Raw genomic sequence first — 15,869 nt, 5'->3', positions numbered from 1 at the left:
GCCACAACCCGAAGATGTGGGCCGGTATTGATGGGAATTGCCGCCCTACGAGGTCGCGAGAACGGGAACAGATACGTAAAGTGGTCCCGCCCCCGATCACCGAGCTGGAGCACGCATGTCGGTCCAGACCAGCCGTCGCCCGCAGTCACCGGCACCCGGATCATCCGGGCGGGTCCCTCCGGTCATCCCCACACAGCCCGGTTCCGGCGGTCGCGGTCCCGGCGGTGGCAAGAAGAAGCGCACCAAGCGCAAGGACCCGCTCTGGGCGAAGCTCACGCTGGTGCTCGGCGCCGTGCTGATGGTGACCAGTGGCGTCGCCATCGTCGGCAGCAAGGCGGTCATCGGCCAGGCCACCGACAACATCGCCCAGCGCAACCTGCTCGGCGGCGCGGGCAAGAGCGAGGCCGAGGGCGGCAACAGCCTCGAGGGCCCGATCGACATGCTGCTGCTCGGCGTGGACGCCCGCGAGCGCTGGGCCGCCGACGACGTCCGGTCGGACACGATCATCATCCTGCACATTCCGGCCAGCCACGACCAGGCGTACCTGATCTCGATCCCCCGGGACACCGAGGCGCGTATTCCGGCGTTCGAGAAGAGCGGCTACAAGGGCGGCACCGACAAGATCAACGCGGCCTTCTTCCACGGCGCCCAGAACGGCGGCGGCTGGGAGGGCGGCGCGCAGCTGATGGCCAAGACGATCAAGTCGATGACCGGAATCGGCTTCGACGGCGCCGCGATCATCAACTTCGGCGGCTTCAAGAGCGTGATCGACGCGCTCGGCTCGGTACGCATCTGCGTGAGCCACGAGGTCAAGTCGCACCACATGTCGTACGTCGACGGCAAGCCGATGTGGAACGCGGACGCGAAGAAGACCGGTAAGTCGTACAAGGCAGTGGTGCACAAGAAGGGCTGCCGGGAGATGCAGGGCTGGGAGGCGCTCGACTACTCCCGCCAGCGCTACGGCCTGCCGAACAGCGACTACGACCGGCAGCAGAACCAGCAGCAGCTGATCAAGGCGATGGCCAAAAAGGCCACCGAGGGCGGCATGCTGACCAACCCGATCAAGCTGAACTCGCTGATGAAGGCCGCCGGCAAGGCGTTCGTCCTGGACACCGGCGGCGTGCCGATCGCGGACTTCATCTTCACGCTCAAGAACCTCAACGGGAACGACCTGGTCACCCTGCGGACCAACGGCGGCACGTTCGCCGGCAACAGCAACGGCCGGGAGACGTTCAACGAGACGACCATGGACATGTTCCAGGCGGTCAAGAACGACAAGCTGGCCGACTTCGTGGTGAGCAACCCGGACGTCCTCTCCACCCGCAAATGACCTGCTGACCTGCGCGAAAGCGCCATCGGTCGGCCGATCCCCCCGTAGCCTGACGTGAGCGGGTCTCATGTCGCGGCTACGGGGGGATCGTCACGTCCAGGCCAGCACGGAACCGACGCGGGCGGGGCGCACCCGCCCGCTGGGCCCGGTTCCTGCTCGGCACCGGACTCGTCCTGGTCCTGCTCGCCGCGCTCGGCGTGGCCGGGCTGAACTGGCTCACCCACCGCTACGACCGCACCGTCGCCAAGGAGCAACTGCTCGACCCGGCCGCCCGGAACAAGCGGACAGACCTGGACGGCGCGCTCAACTACCTCCTGATCGGCTCCGACCACCGGCCCGGCGCGAACCCCGAGGACCAGCGCTCCGACAGCATCCTGATCGTGCACGTGCCGGCCGGCATGCGGCAGGCGTACCTGATCTCCGTGCCGCGCGACCTGCTGGTGGCGCTCCCGGCGGCGCCCGGCTTCCCCGGCGGCCAGGACAAGGTCAACGCCGCGTACGAGCACGGCGGCGGGGGCGAGGGCGGCGCCCGGCTGCTCAGCACCACGCTGACCCGGCTCACCGGCATCCGCTTCGACGGCGCCGCGCTCGTCGACTTCTCCGGTTTCAAACAGGTGATCGACGAACTCGGCGGCATCCGGATGTGCGTGGACACGCCGGTGCGCTCGATCCACACGAAGCACCAGTTCGACGCCGGCTGCCAGCAGATGGACGGCGCCCGGACGCTCGACTACGTCCGCCAGCGCTACGACCTGCCCGGCGGCGACTACGACAGGCAGCGCCACCAGCAGCAGATGCTCCGGGCGGTGCTCGACCGGGCGGGCGAGACCCACCTGCGCACCGATCCGGTGAAGCTCGACCGGGTGCTGCGCGCGGCCGGCGGAGCGCTGACCGTGGACACCAACGGCGTACCCCTGGACGAGCTGCTGTTCGCGTTGCGCGGGCTACCGGCGGACGCCCTGCGCGGCGTCCAGGTGCCCTCGTACCCGCAGACCATCGACGGCGTCTCGTACGTGGTGCTGGACAACGGCGGCGGCGGTCTGTTCACCGCGCTGCGCGACACCCGGATGCCGCAGTGGGCCGGCGCGAATCCGCGCTGGGTCAACCGGCTGTGAGCGGTCCGGGCGGCTAGGCTTGGTGACCGTGTTCGGAGCCTCACTACCAAGCGTCCCCGCGTCGGCCGTGCCCGACGACGTCTACCTGCTCGACGTCCGCGAGGACGACGAGTGGGCCGCCGGCCACGCGCCGGCCGCCCGTCACCTGCCGATGACCGAGCTGCCCGCCCGGCTGGCCGAGATCCCGCAGGACCGCGACGTGGCGGTGATCTGCCGCTCCGGCGGCCGCTCCGCCCAGGTCGTCGGCTATCTGCTGCGTAACGGCTGGGACCAGGTGCGCAACGTCGAGGGCGGGATGGGCGACTGGGCCGCCGCCGGCCGCCCAGTGGTCACCGACGACGGGCAGCCGGGCCGGGTCGCCTGAGGCGGTCATGACCGTCCCCCTGGTCTTCGCCCACCGCGGCGCCTCGTACGACCTGCCGGAGCACACGCTCGCGGCCTACCTCCGTGCCATCGAGGAGGGCGCGGACGGGCTGGAGTGCGACGTCCGGCTGACCCGTGACGGGCACCTGGTCTGCGTGCACGACCGCCGGCTGGACCGCACCAGCAACGGGCACGGGCTGGTCAGCGCGCGTACGCTCGCCGAACTGGACGCGCTCGACTTCGGCTCCTGGCACCGGGCCGCGACGCTCGCCGAGGACGACGAGCCGCTGGACGAGTCGCACACCCGGCTGCTCACGCTGGAGCGGCTGCTCGACGCGGTGCTCGACGCCGGGCGGCCGGTCCGGCTGCTGATCGAGACCAAGCACCCCTCGCGTTACCGGGGCGAGGTCGAGCGCCGCCTGGTCACGCTGCTGCGCCGGTACGGGCTGGACGAGCCCCGCCCGGGCCATCGGGTCCAGGTGACTGTGATGTCGTTCTCGCCGCTGGCCGTACGCCGGATGCGGGAACTCGCCCCGGCGCTGCCCACGGTGCTGCTGCTGGAGGTGCTGCCGCGGCTGCTGCCGCTGGGCCGGCTGCCGTTCGGCGCCCGGATCGCCGGTCCCGGCGTGGACCTGGTCCGGGCCCGCCCGCGCCTGGTTCCCTCGCTGCGCGCGGCCGGCCACTCGGTGTACGTGTGGACCGTCAACGAGCCGGAGGATCTGGAACTCGTGCTGGAAGCCGGCGTGGACGGGGTGATCACGGACCGGCCGGCCCGTGCGCTGGCCCGGTTGGGCCGGTGAGTCCGGTCGATCGGTATCGGCCACGGTCGACCGGCCGGGGGTGTCCGGGAGGGCTGCCGCGCGGCACACTCGGGACATGCCGGAGCGAACCGACTACCCCGCCCTCATCGCCGGCCACACGACTGTGATCAACATGATCAACGCGGGCGAGTCCGGTCCCGCAGTGCTCAACCGCCTGCTCCACGAGGTCGGACCGGCGGTGGGCGCGGCCGGTCTGGTCTTCGTGGAGTTCACCCCGGCCGGCGGACGGGTGATCGCGGCGACCGGCCGCGCCGAGTTCGTGCTCGGCCGACCGCTGCCCGCCACCGACCCGGCCACCGTCTGCCTGCTCGCCGGGCCGCCGGTGCGGGAGGTCCGGGTCGACGCGATCCCGGGCGCGCTCGCCGACGAGGTGGCCGGCCGGGGGCTCAGCCGGATGATCGTGGCGCGTGCCGAGATCGGCGGTCTCACCGTCGGCAGCCTGCACGCGCTCTACCCGCTGGGCGAGCCGCCGGATGCCGCGCAACGCGCCGTGATCGGCTACGTGGCCGCGTGCGTCGCGCACATGTACGGCGACCAGACCGGCCTGCCGGTGCACGGGGACGGCCCGGTGGTGGCGGCGCTCGCCGACGGGCTGGCCGTGGTGGACCGCGACGGGCGGATCCGGCTCTGGAACCCGGCGGCGGTCCAGGTGACCGGCCGTCCGGCGGAGGAGGCGCTGAGCCGCCCGCTGCCGTTCCCGCTGCCGCCGCCGGGCCAGGTGCTCGACCACCGGATGCCGGACGGGCGCTGGCTGCGGATCACCTCCGGCGAGCTGCCCGGCCCGAACGCGCTGCGCGTGGTCACCTTCCGCGACGTCACCGACCAGCAGCGGCGCGACCACGACCGCGATCTCTTCGTGGCGGTGACCAGCCACGAGCTGCGGACCCCGGTCACCGTGATCAAGGGGTACGCGGACACCCTCACCGACCACTGGGACTCGCTGAGCGACGACGACCGCCGGCAGGCCGCGCGGATCATCGGCCAGCGCGCGAACGAGCTGGCCCGCCTGGTCGACAGGCTGCTGACCGCCGCCACCGAGAACCGTCCCGGCGGGGAACCGGCCGCGCCGTTCGACCTGGTCGACGCGCTGCGCGCGGCGGCGACGGACCTGCCGGCCGACATCCGGCACCGGGTCGTGCTCGACCTGCCGGCCGACCTGCCCAAGGCGCTCGGCGACCGGCACAGCCTCGCCACAGTGCTCACCGAGCTGGGCACGAACGCCGGGAAGTACTCACTGCCGGACACCCCGATCGAGGTCACCGCCGAGGCGAACGAGCGGACCGTCTCGTTCCGGGTGGCCGACCGGGGCATCGGCATCCGCCCGGAACACGTGGAGCGGGCCTTCGACCGGTTCTGGCAGGGCGAGTCCGGTGACCGCCGGCGGTATCCGGGCGCGGGACTCGGTCTCTATCTCGTCCGCCAGATCGTTGAACAGCAGAATGGATGGGTATCCCTCCGGCCCAGAGCCGGTGGCGGTACGGTCGCAGAGGTGCGGCTGCCGCGGGGTTGACCCGGCGCTCGCAGACGGGGAAGGAACGACGTGTCGACTGGTCCGCCCGAACGGTCGTGGTGTGTGGTGGTGCCCCACGACCCGACCGGCGCGCGTCTGGCCCGGCACCGGCTCGCCGACGAGCTGACCGGCGTCGTACCCCCGATTCTGCTGGCCGACCTGGTCGCGGTCCTCGCCGAACTGGTCGGCAACGCGGTCCGGCACGCCGACGCGCTGCCCGGCGGCGTGGTCCGGGTGGCCTGGCGGCTGCGGGTCACCGAGGAGGGGCCGAGCATCCAGCTCCGGGTCACCGACGGTGGTTCCGGCGCCGGCCCGTGCATGCGGGCCGCCTCGCCGGACGCCGCCGACGGGCGCGGGCTGCACATCGTCGCCGGGCTCGCCAGCGGCTGGGGCGTGGAGCGCGACGGCCTGGGCCAGAGCGTCTGGGCACGGTTCGATCCGGCCCCGGCGCACCGTCCGGGCCTGGTCGCGGCCGGCTGAACGCACGGGCAGGCGGGTCCTGCCCCCACCCGCGCGGCCCGGCATCTAGGCTGTCTCGCCATGAGCAAGCGTCGGAAGAACCAGCGGGTCGGCGAGAGCACCCCCAAGCGGGAGAAGGTGCGCGACGTCTTCGTGCCCCGGCCGTTCGAGGGCCTGGTCGACGAGCCGGAGTGGATCGCCCTGCGTGAGCTGGTCCCGGCCGCGTCCGCGCCGCTGCGGCTCACCCCGGAACTGATCGAGGAGTACGGCGACCGCCCGGTCACGCTGGCCACCGTGCTGCCGATGGCCGCCCCGGCGATGACCAAGCCGGACGGGCGCGTCTTCATCGGTCTGCAGCGGCACCAGCAGTCCGGCGACGTCTCCCGTGACCTGGCCGACGCGCTGATCTCCGCGCTGCGCACCGAGCCGGGCGGCCAGGTGAGCGTGCCGCCGCTGCCCGGGCCCGGCCCCCGCCTCCAGGACATCCTGGTGGACGGCCCGCTGGAGATCACCATGCACGACGGGTTCGACTTCTGGCTCGACCCGGGCGCCGCCGACGACCCGAACGTGCAGGCGTCCCTGGAGCGGGCCAACTCGGCCATCTACCCGACCGTGAAGCTGGCCGCCGCGCGGGCCGCGTACTGGTGCCAGGTGCCGGAGAAGGCCCACGTGCGGATGGTCCTGCCGGAGGACGAGGACGCCGCGCTGGACGCGCTGTCCCGGCTCGGCGCGGCCGGCGCGCTGACGCTCGGCGACGACACGAAGTTCGCCGGCATGTTCCGGGCGCACGGGCGTCTCGCGCCGGTCTGGGACCTGCCGGAGGACACCCCGGCCGCCGAGTGGGAGGCGCCGCTGGCGGAGTTCGCCAAGCGTTACGCCGAGGCGGTCGCCGAGCAGGCGCCGCTGGACGCGGCCGGCCGCCGGTCGCGGCAGGGGCTGCTCGGCCGCCAGCTGACGCTGCGCTGACGTTCCGGGTCAGGCGGCCCCGCCCTTCTCCCGCACCAGCGGGCAGGACATGCAGCGCGGGCCGCCGCGCCCGGAGCCCAGCTCCGATCCGGCGATCGCGATCACCTCGATGCCGGCCCGTTCCAGTTGCGCGTTGGTCTCCACGTTGCGCTCGTACCCGACGCAGAGCCGGGGCGCGAGCGCGAGCGTGTTGTTGCCGTCGTCCCACTGCTCGCGTTCGGCGGTGACCGGGTCGAGGCCGGTGTCGATCACCCGGAGCTGGTCGAGGTCCATCGCGTCGGCGGCGGCGCGCAGGAACGGCGCCGGGCCGTCGACCCGCAGGTCGTCGCCGTCCGCGCCGACGATCACCGTGTACGCGGACAGCTCGTTGGCGATGTTCGGGTACATCAGCACGGCGTCGGTGTCGACCATCGTGCAGACCGTGTCCAGGTGCATGGTGGCGCGCTCCTGCGCGATCGGGACCACCAGGATGGTGTGCGCCAGGCCGGCGGCGAACACCTGCCGGGCCAGCCGCTCCGCGCCGGCCGGGGTGGTGCGTTCGCCGACGCCGACGGCGAGCACCCCCGGGGCGAGCAGCAGCACGTCGCCGCCCTCCAGATGCTCCAGCCGCGGGTGGTAGACGAACTCGGTGCCGACGAACCGGGGGTGGTAGCGGTAAATGGCGTCGGTGAGCGTGGTCTCCCGCCGTCGCGCCGGCATGGCCAGGCTGGTGACACCGACCCGGTCCCCGATCCACACCGACGAGTCGCGGGTGAACAGCAGGTTGGGCAGCGGGTCGATGACGAAGTCGTGCCGGTCCATCAGGGTCCACACGAGACCGCCGGGTCGGTCGCCGCCGATTCGCAGCTCCTCGTGGGCGAGGCCGGCGATCAGCACGTCGGCCAGCCCGGCCGGGTCCAGGTACGCCAGGTGGTCGGCGACCCGGCGCCGCAGGGTGTGGCCGAGCCGGCGGGACCGCAGCACCTGATCTGTCAGCTCGGCCCGGGCGTCCGGCACGGCGAGCGTCTCGGCCAGCAGGTCGGCCAGGTAGAGCACCTCGACCCCGCGGGACCGCAGCGCCGCCGCGAACGCGTCGTGCTCCTCCTGCGCCCGTCCCACCCATGGGATGGCGTCGAATAGCAACGAGTCGTTGTTGCGTGGGGTGAGGCGGGCGAGTTCCGGTCCCGGGCGGTGCAGCAACACCGTCCCGAGCCGGGCGACTTCGCTGTCCACATAGTGGGTCACCCCCGCAGCCTAGGGCAGGCTTGCGCACCATTCGGAAAAGAAGCGTGGATGAATATGGCATTCATCCACACTCACTCCGGCGCCCCGGCTTGCCGAGCCCCCGGGGGCGCAACGTAGGGTAGTGGAGACATAACTTCGAGAGACCTTTTGCCGGAGGTCGCGATGACTGTCTTTCCCGCTCGTCGAGCCGTACCGAGCAGGGCACTGCCGCCCCGCACGGTGCCGCACACCCGGGTCGAGCCCACGTCGGTGCTCGAACCGGCCCGACCGACTCCACTGGAGTGGGCCCGGCGTCGCCGGGCGGAGCGGGGGGCCCGCCGGTTGGAAGCCGCCGGGGCCCGCGCCCTCGGCCAGCTCGACCACCTCGGGCCCGCCTGGCACGTCATCGAGTGGCCCCGGACGGACCCGGCCGACATGCTGCTCGACCGCGTCCGCGACGACCGGGCCGGGTTCCTGGCCATCGGCCCGAGCGGCCTGTTCGCGGTCACCATCGCCGACCACGGCCGCGCGCGCGTGCTCGTCGCCGGTGACGTCGTGCAGATCAACGGCAAGCGCCCGCCGTACGTGGCGGAGGCGCGCCGGGACGCCAAGCGGGCCAGCAAGGCCCTCTCCGACGCGGTCGGCCTGCCGATCCCGGTCACGCCGGTGCTGACGTTCGTCGGCTCCGGCGTGATCAGCGTCTACGGGCTGCCGAAGGACTGCCTCATGGCCACCCACCGGGAGCTGGACCGCCTGCTCGTGGCCGGCGGGAACCGGATCAGCCCGGCCACCGCCGAGAAGCTGTCCCGCGTGGCCCAGGCGCCGTCGACGTGGTTCAACGGCACGTACCGTCCAACCGCCGACTACCGGTGGTACGACGAGGGCCGAACGGCCGCTGACAAGCGGGCCGCCCGCCGGTAACGTCTCCGGCGACGCCACGCGGCCCCCGGCTCCGCCCCCGACTGGTTCCGTCGGTCCGCGTCGTCGCCGGCCGCCCGGCAGCCGATGCTCCCGCCGCACCGACCGGCTAGCGTGGACAGACCGTCGGTGTACATAGGAGGCGCGGTGGCCCACGTCGAACTCTCACTCTCGGACGTGTTCGCGCCCCCGGCGGGCTCCACCGAGCAGGAGTCCGACAACTTCGGGCAGTGGTCCGGCATGGTCTCCCGAGCCGCCGAGCCGTGCCTGCTGATCGACGCCGGCACCACGGTCGTGGCGATCTCCTCGTCCGGCTGCGCGCTGCTCTGCCTGGGCGCGCCGGGGGACGTGATCGGCCTGCCGCTGCTGGAGGGCGGCCTGCGCCTGGTGGACTTCACGGCCAGCCCGAGCGAGCTGACCGAGCAGGAGACCGACAAGATCCCGCCGCTGCTCGCGCTGCACTCCGGGCGACTCGCCCGGGGTCTGCTCCGCGTGCAGGGGCCCAACTCCGACGCCGGCCGCACGGTCGACGCGATCTCCACCCCGGTGCTCACCGACGGCGTGGTGGCCGGCTCGCTCACCTTCCTCTCCGCGGTCTGACCGGCACGCTTCCACCCGGGCCCGGCCTCCTCCTACGATGGGCTCGGCCCCCGCCGTACGACGACATCCCTCGATGCCGAGGACGCCCACCGTGCTCCGCACCCCCCACCCCGGTCGCCGGCACCGCCCACTGGCGCTGCTGGCGGTGCTCGCCCTCGCCGCCTGCGGCGCGCCGCCCGAGCTGCGCACGCCGCCCGCCGTCGCCACGCCCGCGCCGGTCCCGTCGACGTCCGCCACGCCCACCCCGAGCGCCACGACGGTGGCACCTGTCACACCGTCCGCGCCCGTGCTCTCCCCGTCCACGCCGGTGACGGCGACGCCGTGCCGGGGCCGGCCGTCCGGCGACCGGATCGTCGCGCTGCTGCGCGGGTCCGCCGGAGTGCTGCCCCGCGACGTCCGGGTCACAGTGGCCACCGGTCCGCTCTGCGCCGAAGGGTGGCAGTACACCGTGCTGGCGGTCACCGGACACGAGGAGCTGCAGGTCGTCACCCGGGGCGGCAGCGGCACGCCGACGCTGGTGACGGCCGGGACGGACGTGTGCGGCGTCGAGGTGCGGACCCTCGCGCCGCCCGGCATCCGTACCCTGGCCTGCGACGGCACGCCGGGTGCGTAGGCTGGTCGGCATGCCGGGAACACCGCCGACCCGCTTCGTCTACCTGGGCCCCGAGGGCACCTTCGCCGAACAGGCCCTGCGAACGGTGCCCGCCGCCGAACGCGGGGAGCGCACACCGGCGCGCAGCGTCGGCGAGGCGCTCGACGCGGTACGCGCCGGCGACGCGGATGCGGCCCTGGTGCCGCTGGAGAACTCCATCGGCGGCGCCGTCGGCGTGACGCTCGACGAGCTGGCCGAGGGCGACCCGTTGGTGATCACCCGCGAGGTCGTCCTGCCGGTGGAGTTCGTGCTCGCCGCCCGGCCCGGCACCACGCTCGCCGACGTGCGCGGCGTGGCCGCCCACCCGCAGGCGTCCACCCAGTGCCGGGGCTGGCTGCGCGAGCACCTGCCCGACGCCACAGTTGTCGACGTGCTCTCCAACGGCGCCGCGGCGGCCGGCGCGGCGAGCGGCGAGTACGACGCCGCCATCTGCGCCCCGATCGGCGCGACCCGGCACCGGCTGGCGGTCCTCGCCGACAAGATCGCCGACCATCCGGACGCGGTGACCCGCTTCGCGCTGGTGTCCCGCCCCGGGCCGCCTCCGCCGCCGACCGGTGACGACCTCACCTCGCTGGCGGTCTACATCGCGCACGACCGGGTGGGCGCGCTGCTGGCGGTGCTCATGGAACTGGCGGTGCGGGGCGTGAACATGACCCGCATCGAGTCCCGCCCCACCGGTGAGGCGCTCGGCCGGTACGTGTTCTTCCTGGACTGTGCCGGGCACGTCGCCGACGTACGCCTCGGCGAGGCGTTGCAGGGGCTGCGCCGGGTCTGCGCCGACGTGCGGTTCCTGGGGTCGTACCCCCGGCACCGCTGGAACGCGGCGGCGGGTGACCGGTCGGCGGCGGCGTCCACCGGGCCCTCCGACCTCGACTACGCCGACGCGGCGGCCTGGGTGGCCCGGCTGCGGTCCGGCGAGCTGAGCTGACCGGCCCGGGGCGACCACGGCGGGCGCCCCGGGCACCGGAGGGTCACTGCAGCAGGCCGCCGAGCACGCCGCCCTGCTGCTGGGAGCCGCTGCCGGCCACCGGAGGCTCCTCCGAGGGCTGGACGACGACGAAACCCTGACCGGCGAAGCTCATCGTGAACGCCTCACCGGTGCTGCGGCCGAGCAGCGTGCCGAGGCCGAGCTGCTCGGCGCGGTGGTAGCCGGTCTGGAGGTTCGCCGACCAGCAGACCGCCGCCTGCGGGTCCACGTACGTCGGCGCGTCCACGTTGAGCACCACCGGGGTGCCCTTGGTGGTGATGGCGATCCGGCCGTGCCCGGTGAACACGCAGTTGAACAGGCCGGAGGAGGACGCGAAACCGGCGCCGCCGACCATCTTGATGTCGTACTGCAGGGTCGAGTCGAAGGCCAGCACGCTGGAGCCGTTGATGGACAGCGCGTCGCCCGGCTCCAGGTCGATGACGTGCACGTCCTTGGCGAAGTCGGCGAGGAACACGTCGCCGCGCCCGGAGACCTTCATCAGCGGCACGCCCTCACCGGTGAGGCGCTGCTTGATGAACTTGCCGATGCCGCCGGAGCCGAGGGCCTGGAACTGCACCTGGCCCTGGTAGGCGACCATCGAGCCGACGCGGGCCATCGCCTCGCCGTTCAGCTCGATCTTCAGCATCTTGGAGTTCTGCAACCGCATGCCCGGCTGCTGGGACTCCTTCTCAAGGTTCTCCGCGGAGAACAGCGCGCTGCGCATGGGTTTTCCTCCTGGGTCAGAATGTGCCTGACCACGGAGGTTAGGGGACCGGCGCAACCGCCGGAATCAGCCGGGCGGGGACCCGGTCAGCCCCAGCCCAGGGCGTGCAGACGCTCGTCGTCGATGCCGAAATGGTGGGCGATCTCGTGCACCACGGTCACCGCGACCTCCTCGACGACGTCGTCGTCGGTGTCGCAGATCGCCAGGATCGGATTGCGGTAGATCAGGATGCGGTCGGGCAGCACGCCGGAGTAGTCCCAGCCGCGATCGGTGAGCGCGTGCCCCTCGTACAGGCCGAGCAGGTCCTCGCCCGGCGGCGGGTCGTCCTCGACCAGGATGACCACGTTGCTCATGAGCCCGAGCAGCTCCTCGGGCACCTCGTCGAGTGCCTCGCCGACCAGTTCCTCGAACCGGTCCCGGCTCATCTCCACGGCCACGCGGCCCGGTCACTCCCCCAGAATCGGCACGTCGCACGGCGAGGGCGGCCCGCAGGACACCCCCGCCGTGCCGTACGTGATGGTCAGGCCAGGCGGGCGTTCAGCGTGATCTGCGCGCCCGGCGACAGCAGCCGGGAGATCGGGCAGTTCTCCTTGGCCGCCTCGGCCAGCTTGGTGAACTCGGCCTGGTCGATGCCCGGAACCTGACCGACGGTCTCCAGGTCGATCCGGGTGACTGTCATGCCGGCGTCGGTCTTGTCGAAGTGCACCTTGGCGGTGGTCTCCACCGCCGTTTCCTGGGCGCCGGCGTCGGCGAGCTGCTTGGACAGCGCCATCGAGAAGCAGCCGGCGTGCGCGGCGCCGATCAGCTCCTCGGGGTTGGTGCCCTCGCCCTCCTCGAAGCGCGACTTGAAGGAGTAGTTGCCGGACAGGCCGCCCTTGCCGGTGCGGACGGTGCCGGACCCCTCGGTGAGGTTGCCCTGCCAGCGAGCGGATGCGGTACGGATAGGCATGGCACGACGCTACGCGAAAGCGGGCCGCGTCGCACCGCACCTGTGGACCACGATCCGGGCCGTCGGGTGTGTGCTGTGCCATGATTCGACGCAGGCCCGCGTACGGGAAGGGTGGCCATGTCACAGGATCTCCCCGTCCCCCGCCAGGAGAAGCGAATCCCCGTGCGGGACGACGACACCACTGTCGTCGAGTGGGGTGACGCCGAGCCGGAGTCCCCCGGCCGGGCCGGACGCTCGCTCGCCGCCCTGGGCCGGGACCGCCGCCTGCCGACAGTGCTCGCCGGGCTCGCCACGGTGGCCGCTGTCGCCTCGCTGATCGGCGAGTGGCTGATCATCACGGTGCCGGCCGAGGCCCGGGACGACGACGCGCCCACCCGGCTGACCAGTGGCATCTCCGAGATCGGCGGGTTCGGGGTGGCGTACCTGGTGGGCCTGCTCGGGCTGTCCGTGGCGCTGGCTCTGGCGCTGCGCGGCGCCCCGGCGGTCCGTCGGCACGCCGCGCTCGCCGGGCTGGGCCTGTCGGCGGGCGTGCTCGGCGTGCTGGTCGCGACCGCCGCCTCCCTCGAGCAGCTGGCCCGGCGCATCCTGTTCTTCGTCGGGGACCAGCGCCTCGACGTGGAGCACGGGCGCGGCCTGGTCACCGCGTTCCTCGCCGTGGCGCTGCTGGCCGCCGCGCTGCACCTGGCCGGCCGGAGCGCCGGGGACACGCCCGCCGACGAGGAACCGGACCACGACCACCCGGACGACCGGCCCGCCTGGCGGGGGCGCGCCGCCACGGACGACCTGCCGCCGGCCCCCGCGGACCTGACGGTGCAGCCCACGGTGCCGTTCGCGGACCCCGACCGGTCCCGCTGACGCCGCATACGTCGGCCACCGCGGCTTCGCCTCCGATTCGCCGGAAAGCCGTGGTTGCCGCCCGTTCCGCGAGATACGGTTGCTGCCCGCCGTCCCGTGGTCGCGGCACCGAAGACCTGGTCGGCCGGCGTGACGGCGCGGGCGAAGGAGGAACCATGACCCGCCCGGGACTGCCCAAGCTGATCGCCACCGACCTCGACGGCACGCTCGTCCGCAGCGACGAGACCGTCTCCGCGTACACCCACCGGGTGCTGGACCGGGTGCGGTCCGCCGGGATTCCGGTGGTCGGCGCGACCGGCCGCGGACCGCGCCTGACCGAGCTGACCCGTAACGACATCCGGGCCGCCGACTTCCTGGTGATGGCCGGTGGCGGCCGGGTGGTGGACCAGAGCGACCCCGACGGGCCGCTGGTGCTGCGCGACGAGCGGCTGCCCGGCGAGGTGCTGGCCCGGATCCTCACCGACCTGGAGGCGGCGGTCGGCCCGCTCACCGTGATGGTCGAGGCGTCGGACGAGCACGACGCGCCGCTGTGGGGCGACTACCACCCGAGCTGGCCCTACCCGGACCGGTTCGAGGCGCGCAGCCGGATGGAGTGCCTGTCCTGCGACGTAATCAAGGCGTTCGCGCGTACCGCCGACCACCACGTGGACGAGCTGCTGGCCGCCGCCCGGGCGATCGTGCCGCCGGAGGTGGCCACGCTCACCCAGGCCGGGCTCGGCTTCATCGAGATCTGCCCGCCCCGCACCGACAAGGCCAGCGGCCTGAGCGTGATCGCCGAGCGGCTCGGCGTCGACCCGGCCGACGTGCTGGTCTTCGGCGACCAGCCGAACGACCTGCCGATGTTCGACTGGGCCGGGTGGGCGCGGGTGGCGGTGGCGAACGCCCACCCGGAGGTACGCGCCGCGGCGGACGAGATCACCTTGCGCAACGACGACGACGGGGTGGCCGTCTACCTGGACCGACTACTGTCCCGGTGATGGAAGATCCACCTCGGCTCGTCGCCTCCGACATCGACGGCACGCTGCTGCGCGACGACCGGACGCTCAGCCCGCGTACCGCCGGCGTGCTGGCCCGCATCGCCGCCGCCGGCACGCCGGTGGTCCTGGTCACCGGCCGTCCGATCCGCTGGCTGCAAATGGTGTACGAGCAGCTCGCCGCGCCGCTGCCGGCGATCTGCGCGAACGGCGCGGTGGTGTACGACCCGGTCACCGACCAGGTGCTGCGGGCCGACCCGCTCGCCCCGGAACTGCTGGCGGAGGTGGCCCGGCGACTACGGGCCGAGGTGCCCGGGGTCAGTCTCGCGGTGGAGATCGTGGACAGCCGACAGATGCGGCACGAGGCGCACTACCCGCTGCGCTGGGACGCCGACCTCGACGCCATCCGGGCCGTCGAGTCGCCGGAGGAACTGCTGGCCGCACCCGCGGTGAAGCTGCTGGCGCGTGCCGCTGAGCAGGACCCGGACGTCTTCGTGCAGGTGGTGGCGGGCGCGCTGGAGGGGCTGGCCGAGGCGACCCACTCGTCGTACAGCGGGCTGATCGAGATCTCGGCCGCCGGCGTGACGAAGGCGGCCGGCCTGGCCTGGTACGCGGAACGGCTGGGCGTCGGCGAGCGGGACGTGCTGGCCTTCGGCGACATGCCCAACGACGTGCCGATGCTGGCCTGGGCCGGACGCGCGGTGGCGGTCGCCAACGCCCACCCGGCGGTACGGGAGATCGCGCACGAGGTCACCGGGCCGAACACCGAGGACGGCGTGGCGGCGTACCTGGAGAAGGTCTTCGAGCTGGACTGAGCGGCCGGGGCGCGTGACGCGCCCCGGCCGGCGGGTCACAGGTACTGGCCGGGCGCGTGGCCCTCGCCGGCGCCGGGCATCCCGGGCATGCCCGGGATCACGCCGCCGGGGCCGCTGGGCAGCGCCTGACGGCCCGAGCGCATCTGCTCCAGCTGGACACGGGCGGCCATCTGCTGGGCCACCAGCGCGGCCTGGATGCCGTGGAACAGGCCCTCCAGCCAGCCCACGAGCTGGGCGTGCGCGATCCGCAGCTCGCCCTCGCTCGGCGTCTGCCGCTCGGTGAACGGCAGCGAGAGCCGCTCCAGCTCCTCGCGCAGCTCGGGCGCGAGACCCTCCTTCAGCTCGACGATCGAGCGCTCGTGGATCTCCCGCATCCGGTTCCGGCTGGCGTCGTCCAGCGGCGCCGCCTTCACCTCCTCCAGCAGCTGCTTGATCATGCTGCCGATCCGCATCACCTTGGCCGGCTGCTCGACCAGGCGGGTCGGGTCCTCGCCCTTGCCCTCCTCGTCGGTCTGCACCGTGCCGACCGGGCGGCCGTCCGGCCCGACCACCACCACGGTGCCGGGGATGCCATCGTTGCCCTGCTCGTCGTCCCGTCCGGAATGCGCTTCGGTCATGGCACCCATCTTTACCCACGCCGACCATGTG

The 15,869-nt window shown here is 73.1% G+C and carries 19 protein-coding genes; 14 read left to right on the top strand and 5 right to left on the bottom strand.

The window, feature by feature from the left end; all coding sequences use genetic code 11:
• Nucleotides 1–115: 115 nt before the first annotated feature.
• The 7 genes from O7542_RS26525 (at nucleotide 116) to O7542_RS26495 (ending at nucleotide 6,564) form a co-directional block, all read left to right on the top strand.
• Nucleotides 116–1,330: an LCP family protein gene (locus O7542_RS26525; RefSeq protein ID WP_064448089.1), complete on the top strand. Its 1,215-nt coding sequence runs from the start codon at nucleotides 116–118 to the stop codon at nucleotides 1,328–1,330.
• A gap of 197 nt (nucleotides 1,331–1,527) precedes the next feature.
• On the top strand, nucleotides 1,528–2,445 hold the full coding sequence (locus O7542_RS26520) for an LCP family protein (protein ID WP_233607736.1): 918 nt from the start codon (nucleotides 1,528–1,530) through the stop codon (nucleotides 2,443–2,445).
• A gap of 28 nt (nucleotides 2,446–2,473) precedes the next feature.
• Complete coding sequence (locus O7542_RS26515; RefSeq protein WP_030499424.1) at nucleotides 2,474–2,809, top strand: rhodanese-like domain-containing protein; 336 nt, start codon at nucleotides 2,474–2,476, stop codon at nucleotides 2,807–2,809.
• 7 nt (nucleotides 2,810–2,816) lie between these two features.
• The gene (locus O7542_RS26510) at nucleotides 2,817–3,608 is read left to right on the top strand and encodes a glycerophosphodiester phosphodiesterase family protein (protein WP_043327734.1); all 792 of its coding nucleotides are present in this window, start codon (nucleotides 2,817–2,819) and stop codon (nucleotides 3,606–3,608) included.
• Nucleotides 3,609–3,684: 76 nt separating this feature from the next.
• Nucleotides 3,685–5,139, top strand: a complete 1,455-nt coding sequence (locus tag O7542_RS26505; protein ID WP_043327733.1) for an ATP-binding protein — start codon at nucleotides 3,685–3,687, stop codon at nucleotides 5,137–5,139.
• 63 nt (nucleotides 5,140–5,202) lie between these two features.
• Nucleotides 5,203–5,619 (top strand): ATP-binding protein, encoded by a 417-nt coding sequence (locus tag O7542_RS26500; RefSeq protein WP_176722903.1) that lies wholly within the window; start codon nucleotides 5,203–5,205, stop codon nucleotides 5,617–5,619.
• Nucleotides 5,620–5,679: 60 nt separating this feature from the next.
• Complete coding sequence (locus O7542_RS26495; protein ID WP_166456775.1) at nucleotides 5,680–6,564, top strand: DUF5926 family protein; 885 nt, start codon at nucleotides 5,680–5,682, stop codon at nucleotides 6,562–6,564.
• A 9-nt stretch (nucleotides 6,565–6,573) separates the two neighbouring features.
• Here the strand turns inward: O7542_RS26495 and O7542_RS26490 are convergent, their stop codons facing one another.
• Nucleotides 6,574–7,788: an arginine deiminase gene (locus tag O7542_RS26490; protein ID WP_043327730.1), complete on the bottom strand. Its 1,215-nt coding sequence runs from the start codon at nucleotides 7,786–7,788 to the stop codon at nucleotides 6,574–6,576.
• Nucleotides 7,789–7,950: 162 nt separating this feature from the next.
• On the opposite strand from O7542_RS26490, the gene O7542_RS26485 reads away from it, so the two are divergent.
• From O7542_RS26485 to pheA, 4 genes are all read left to right on the top strand, one after another.
• Nucleotides 7,951–8,688: a hypothetical protein gene (locus O7542_RS26485; RefSeq protein WP_043330823.1), complete on the top strand. Its 738-nt coding sequence runs from the start codon at nucleotides 7,951–7,953 to the stop codon at nucleotides 8,686–8,688.
• A gap of 144 nt (nucleotides 8,689–8,832) precedes the next feature.
• Entirely contained in the window at nucleotides 8,833–9,285 is a 453-nt protein-coding gene (locus tag O7542_RS26480; protein WP_030499431.1) for a hypothetical protein, read from the top strand.
• 73 nt (nucleotides 9,286–9,358) lie between these two features.
• Nucleotides 9,359–9,898 (top strand): hypothetical protein, encoded by a 540-nt coding sequence (locus O7542_RS26475; RefSeq protein WP_043327729.1) that lies wholly within the window; start codon nucleotides 9,359–9,361, stop codon nucleotides 9,896–9,898.
• A 10-nt stretch (nucleotides 9,899–9,908) separates the two neighbouring features.
• Nucleotides 9,909–10,865 carry a prephenate dehydratase gene (gene pheA / locus O7542_RS26470; protein ID WP_043327728.1) on the top strand — a complete coding sequence of 319 codons (957 nt, stop codon included), beginning with the start codon at nucleotides 9,909–9,911 and terminating at the stop codon, nucleotides 10,863–10,865.
• A gap of 43 nt (nucleotides 10,866–10,908) precedes the next feature.
• Here pheA and O7542_RS26465 read toward each other — a convergent pair whose 3' ends face one another.
• The 3 genes from O7542_RS26465 to O7542_RS26455 form a co-directional block, all read right to left on the bottom strand.
• Nucleotides 10,909–11,628: an AIM24 family protein gene (locus O7542_RS26465; protein WP_064448083.1), complete on the bottom strand. Its 720-nt coding sequence runs from the start codon at nucleotides 11,626–11,628 to the stop codon at nucleotides 10,909–10,911.
• An 86-nt stretch (nucleotides 11,629–11,714) separates the two neighbouring features.
• Nucleotides 11,715–12,059: a metallopeptidase family protein gene (locus O7542_RS26460; RefSeq protein WP_176722904.1), complete on the bottom strand. Its 345-nt coding sequence runs from the start codon at nucleotides 12,057–12,059 to the stop codon at nucleotides 11,715–11,717.
• A gap of 89 nt (nucleotides 12,060–12,148) precedes the next feature.
• Nucleotides 12,149–12,577 carry an OsmC family protein gene (locus O7542_RS26455; RefSeq protein ID WP_013289315.1) on the bottom strand — a complete coding sequence of 143 codons (429 nt, stop codon included), beginning with the start codon at nucleotides 12,575–12,577 and terminating at the stop codon, nucleotides 12,149–12,151.
• 162 nt (nucleotides 12,578–12,739) lie between these two features.
• On the opposite strand from O7542_RS26455, the gene O7542_RS26450 reads away from it, so the two are divergent.
• The 3 genes from O7542_RS26450 (at nucleotide 12,740) to O7542_RS26440 (ending at nucleotide 15,221) form a co-directional block, all read left to right on the top strand.
• Nucleotides 12,740–13,432, top strand: a complete 693-nt coding sequence (locus O7542_RS26450) for a hypothetical protein (protein ID WP_158629859.1) — start codon at nucleotides 12,740–12,742, stop codon at nucleotides 13,430–13,432.
• A 155-nt stretch (nucleotides 13,433–13,587) separates the two neighbouring features.
• A complete protein-coding gene (locus O7542_RS26445; protein WP_043327725.1) occupies nucleotides 13,588–14,409 on the top strand; it encodes an HAD family hydrolase in 822 nt (273 codons plus the stop codon).
• Nucleotides 14,409–15,221: an HAD family hydrolase gene (locus O7542_RS26440; RefSeq protein ID WP_166456778.1), complete on the top strand. Its 813-nt coding sequence runs from the start codon at nucleotides 14,409–14,411 to the stop codon at nucleotides 15,219–15,221. The genes O7542_RS26445 and O7542_RS26440 overlap by 1 nt, the downstream gene beginning before the upstream one ends.
• A 35-nt stretch (nucleotides 15,222–15,256) precedes the next feature.
• Here O7542_RS26440 and O7542_RS26435 read toward each other — a convergent pair whose 3' ends face one another.
• Nucleotides 15,257–15,847, bottom strand: a complete 591-nt coding sequence (locus O7542_RS26435; RefSeq protein WP_043327723.1) for a bacterial proteasome activator family protein — start codon at nucleotides 15,845–15,847, stop codon at nucleotides 15,257–15,259.
• Nucleotides 15,848–15,869: the final 22 nt, after the last annotated feature.

The sequence above is a fragment of the Micromonospora sp. WMMC264 genome (genome assembly GCF_027497275.1).
GTDB lineage: Bacteria > Actinomycetota > Actinomycetes > Mycobacteriales > Micromonosporaceae > Micromonospora > Micromonospora chalcea.
Note: the sequence above shows the minus strand (reverse complement) of the source record. Positions and strands in the feature narration are given on the sequence as shown.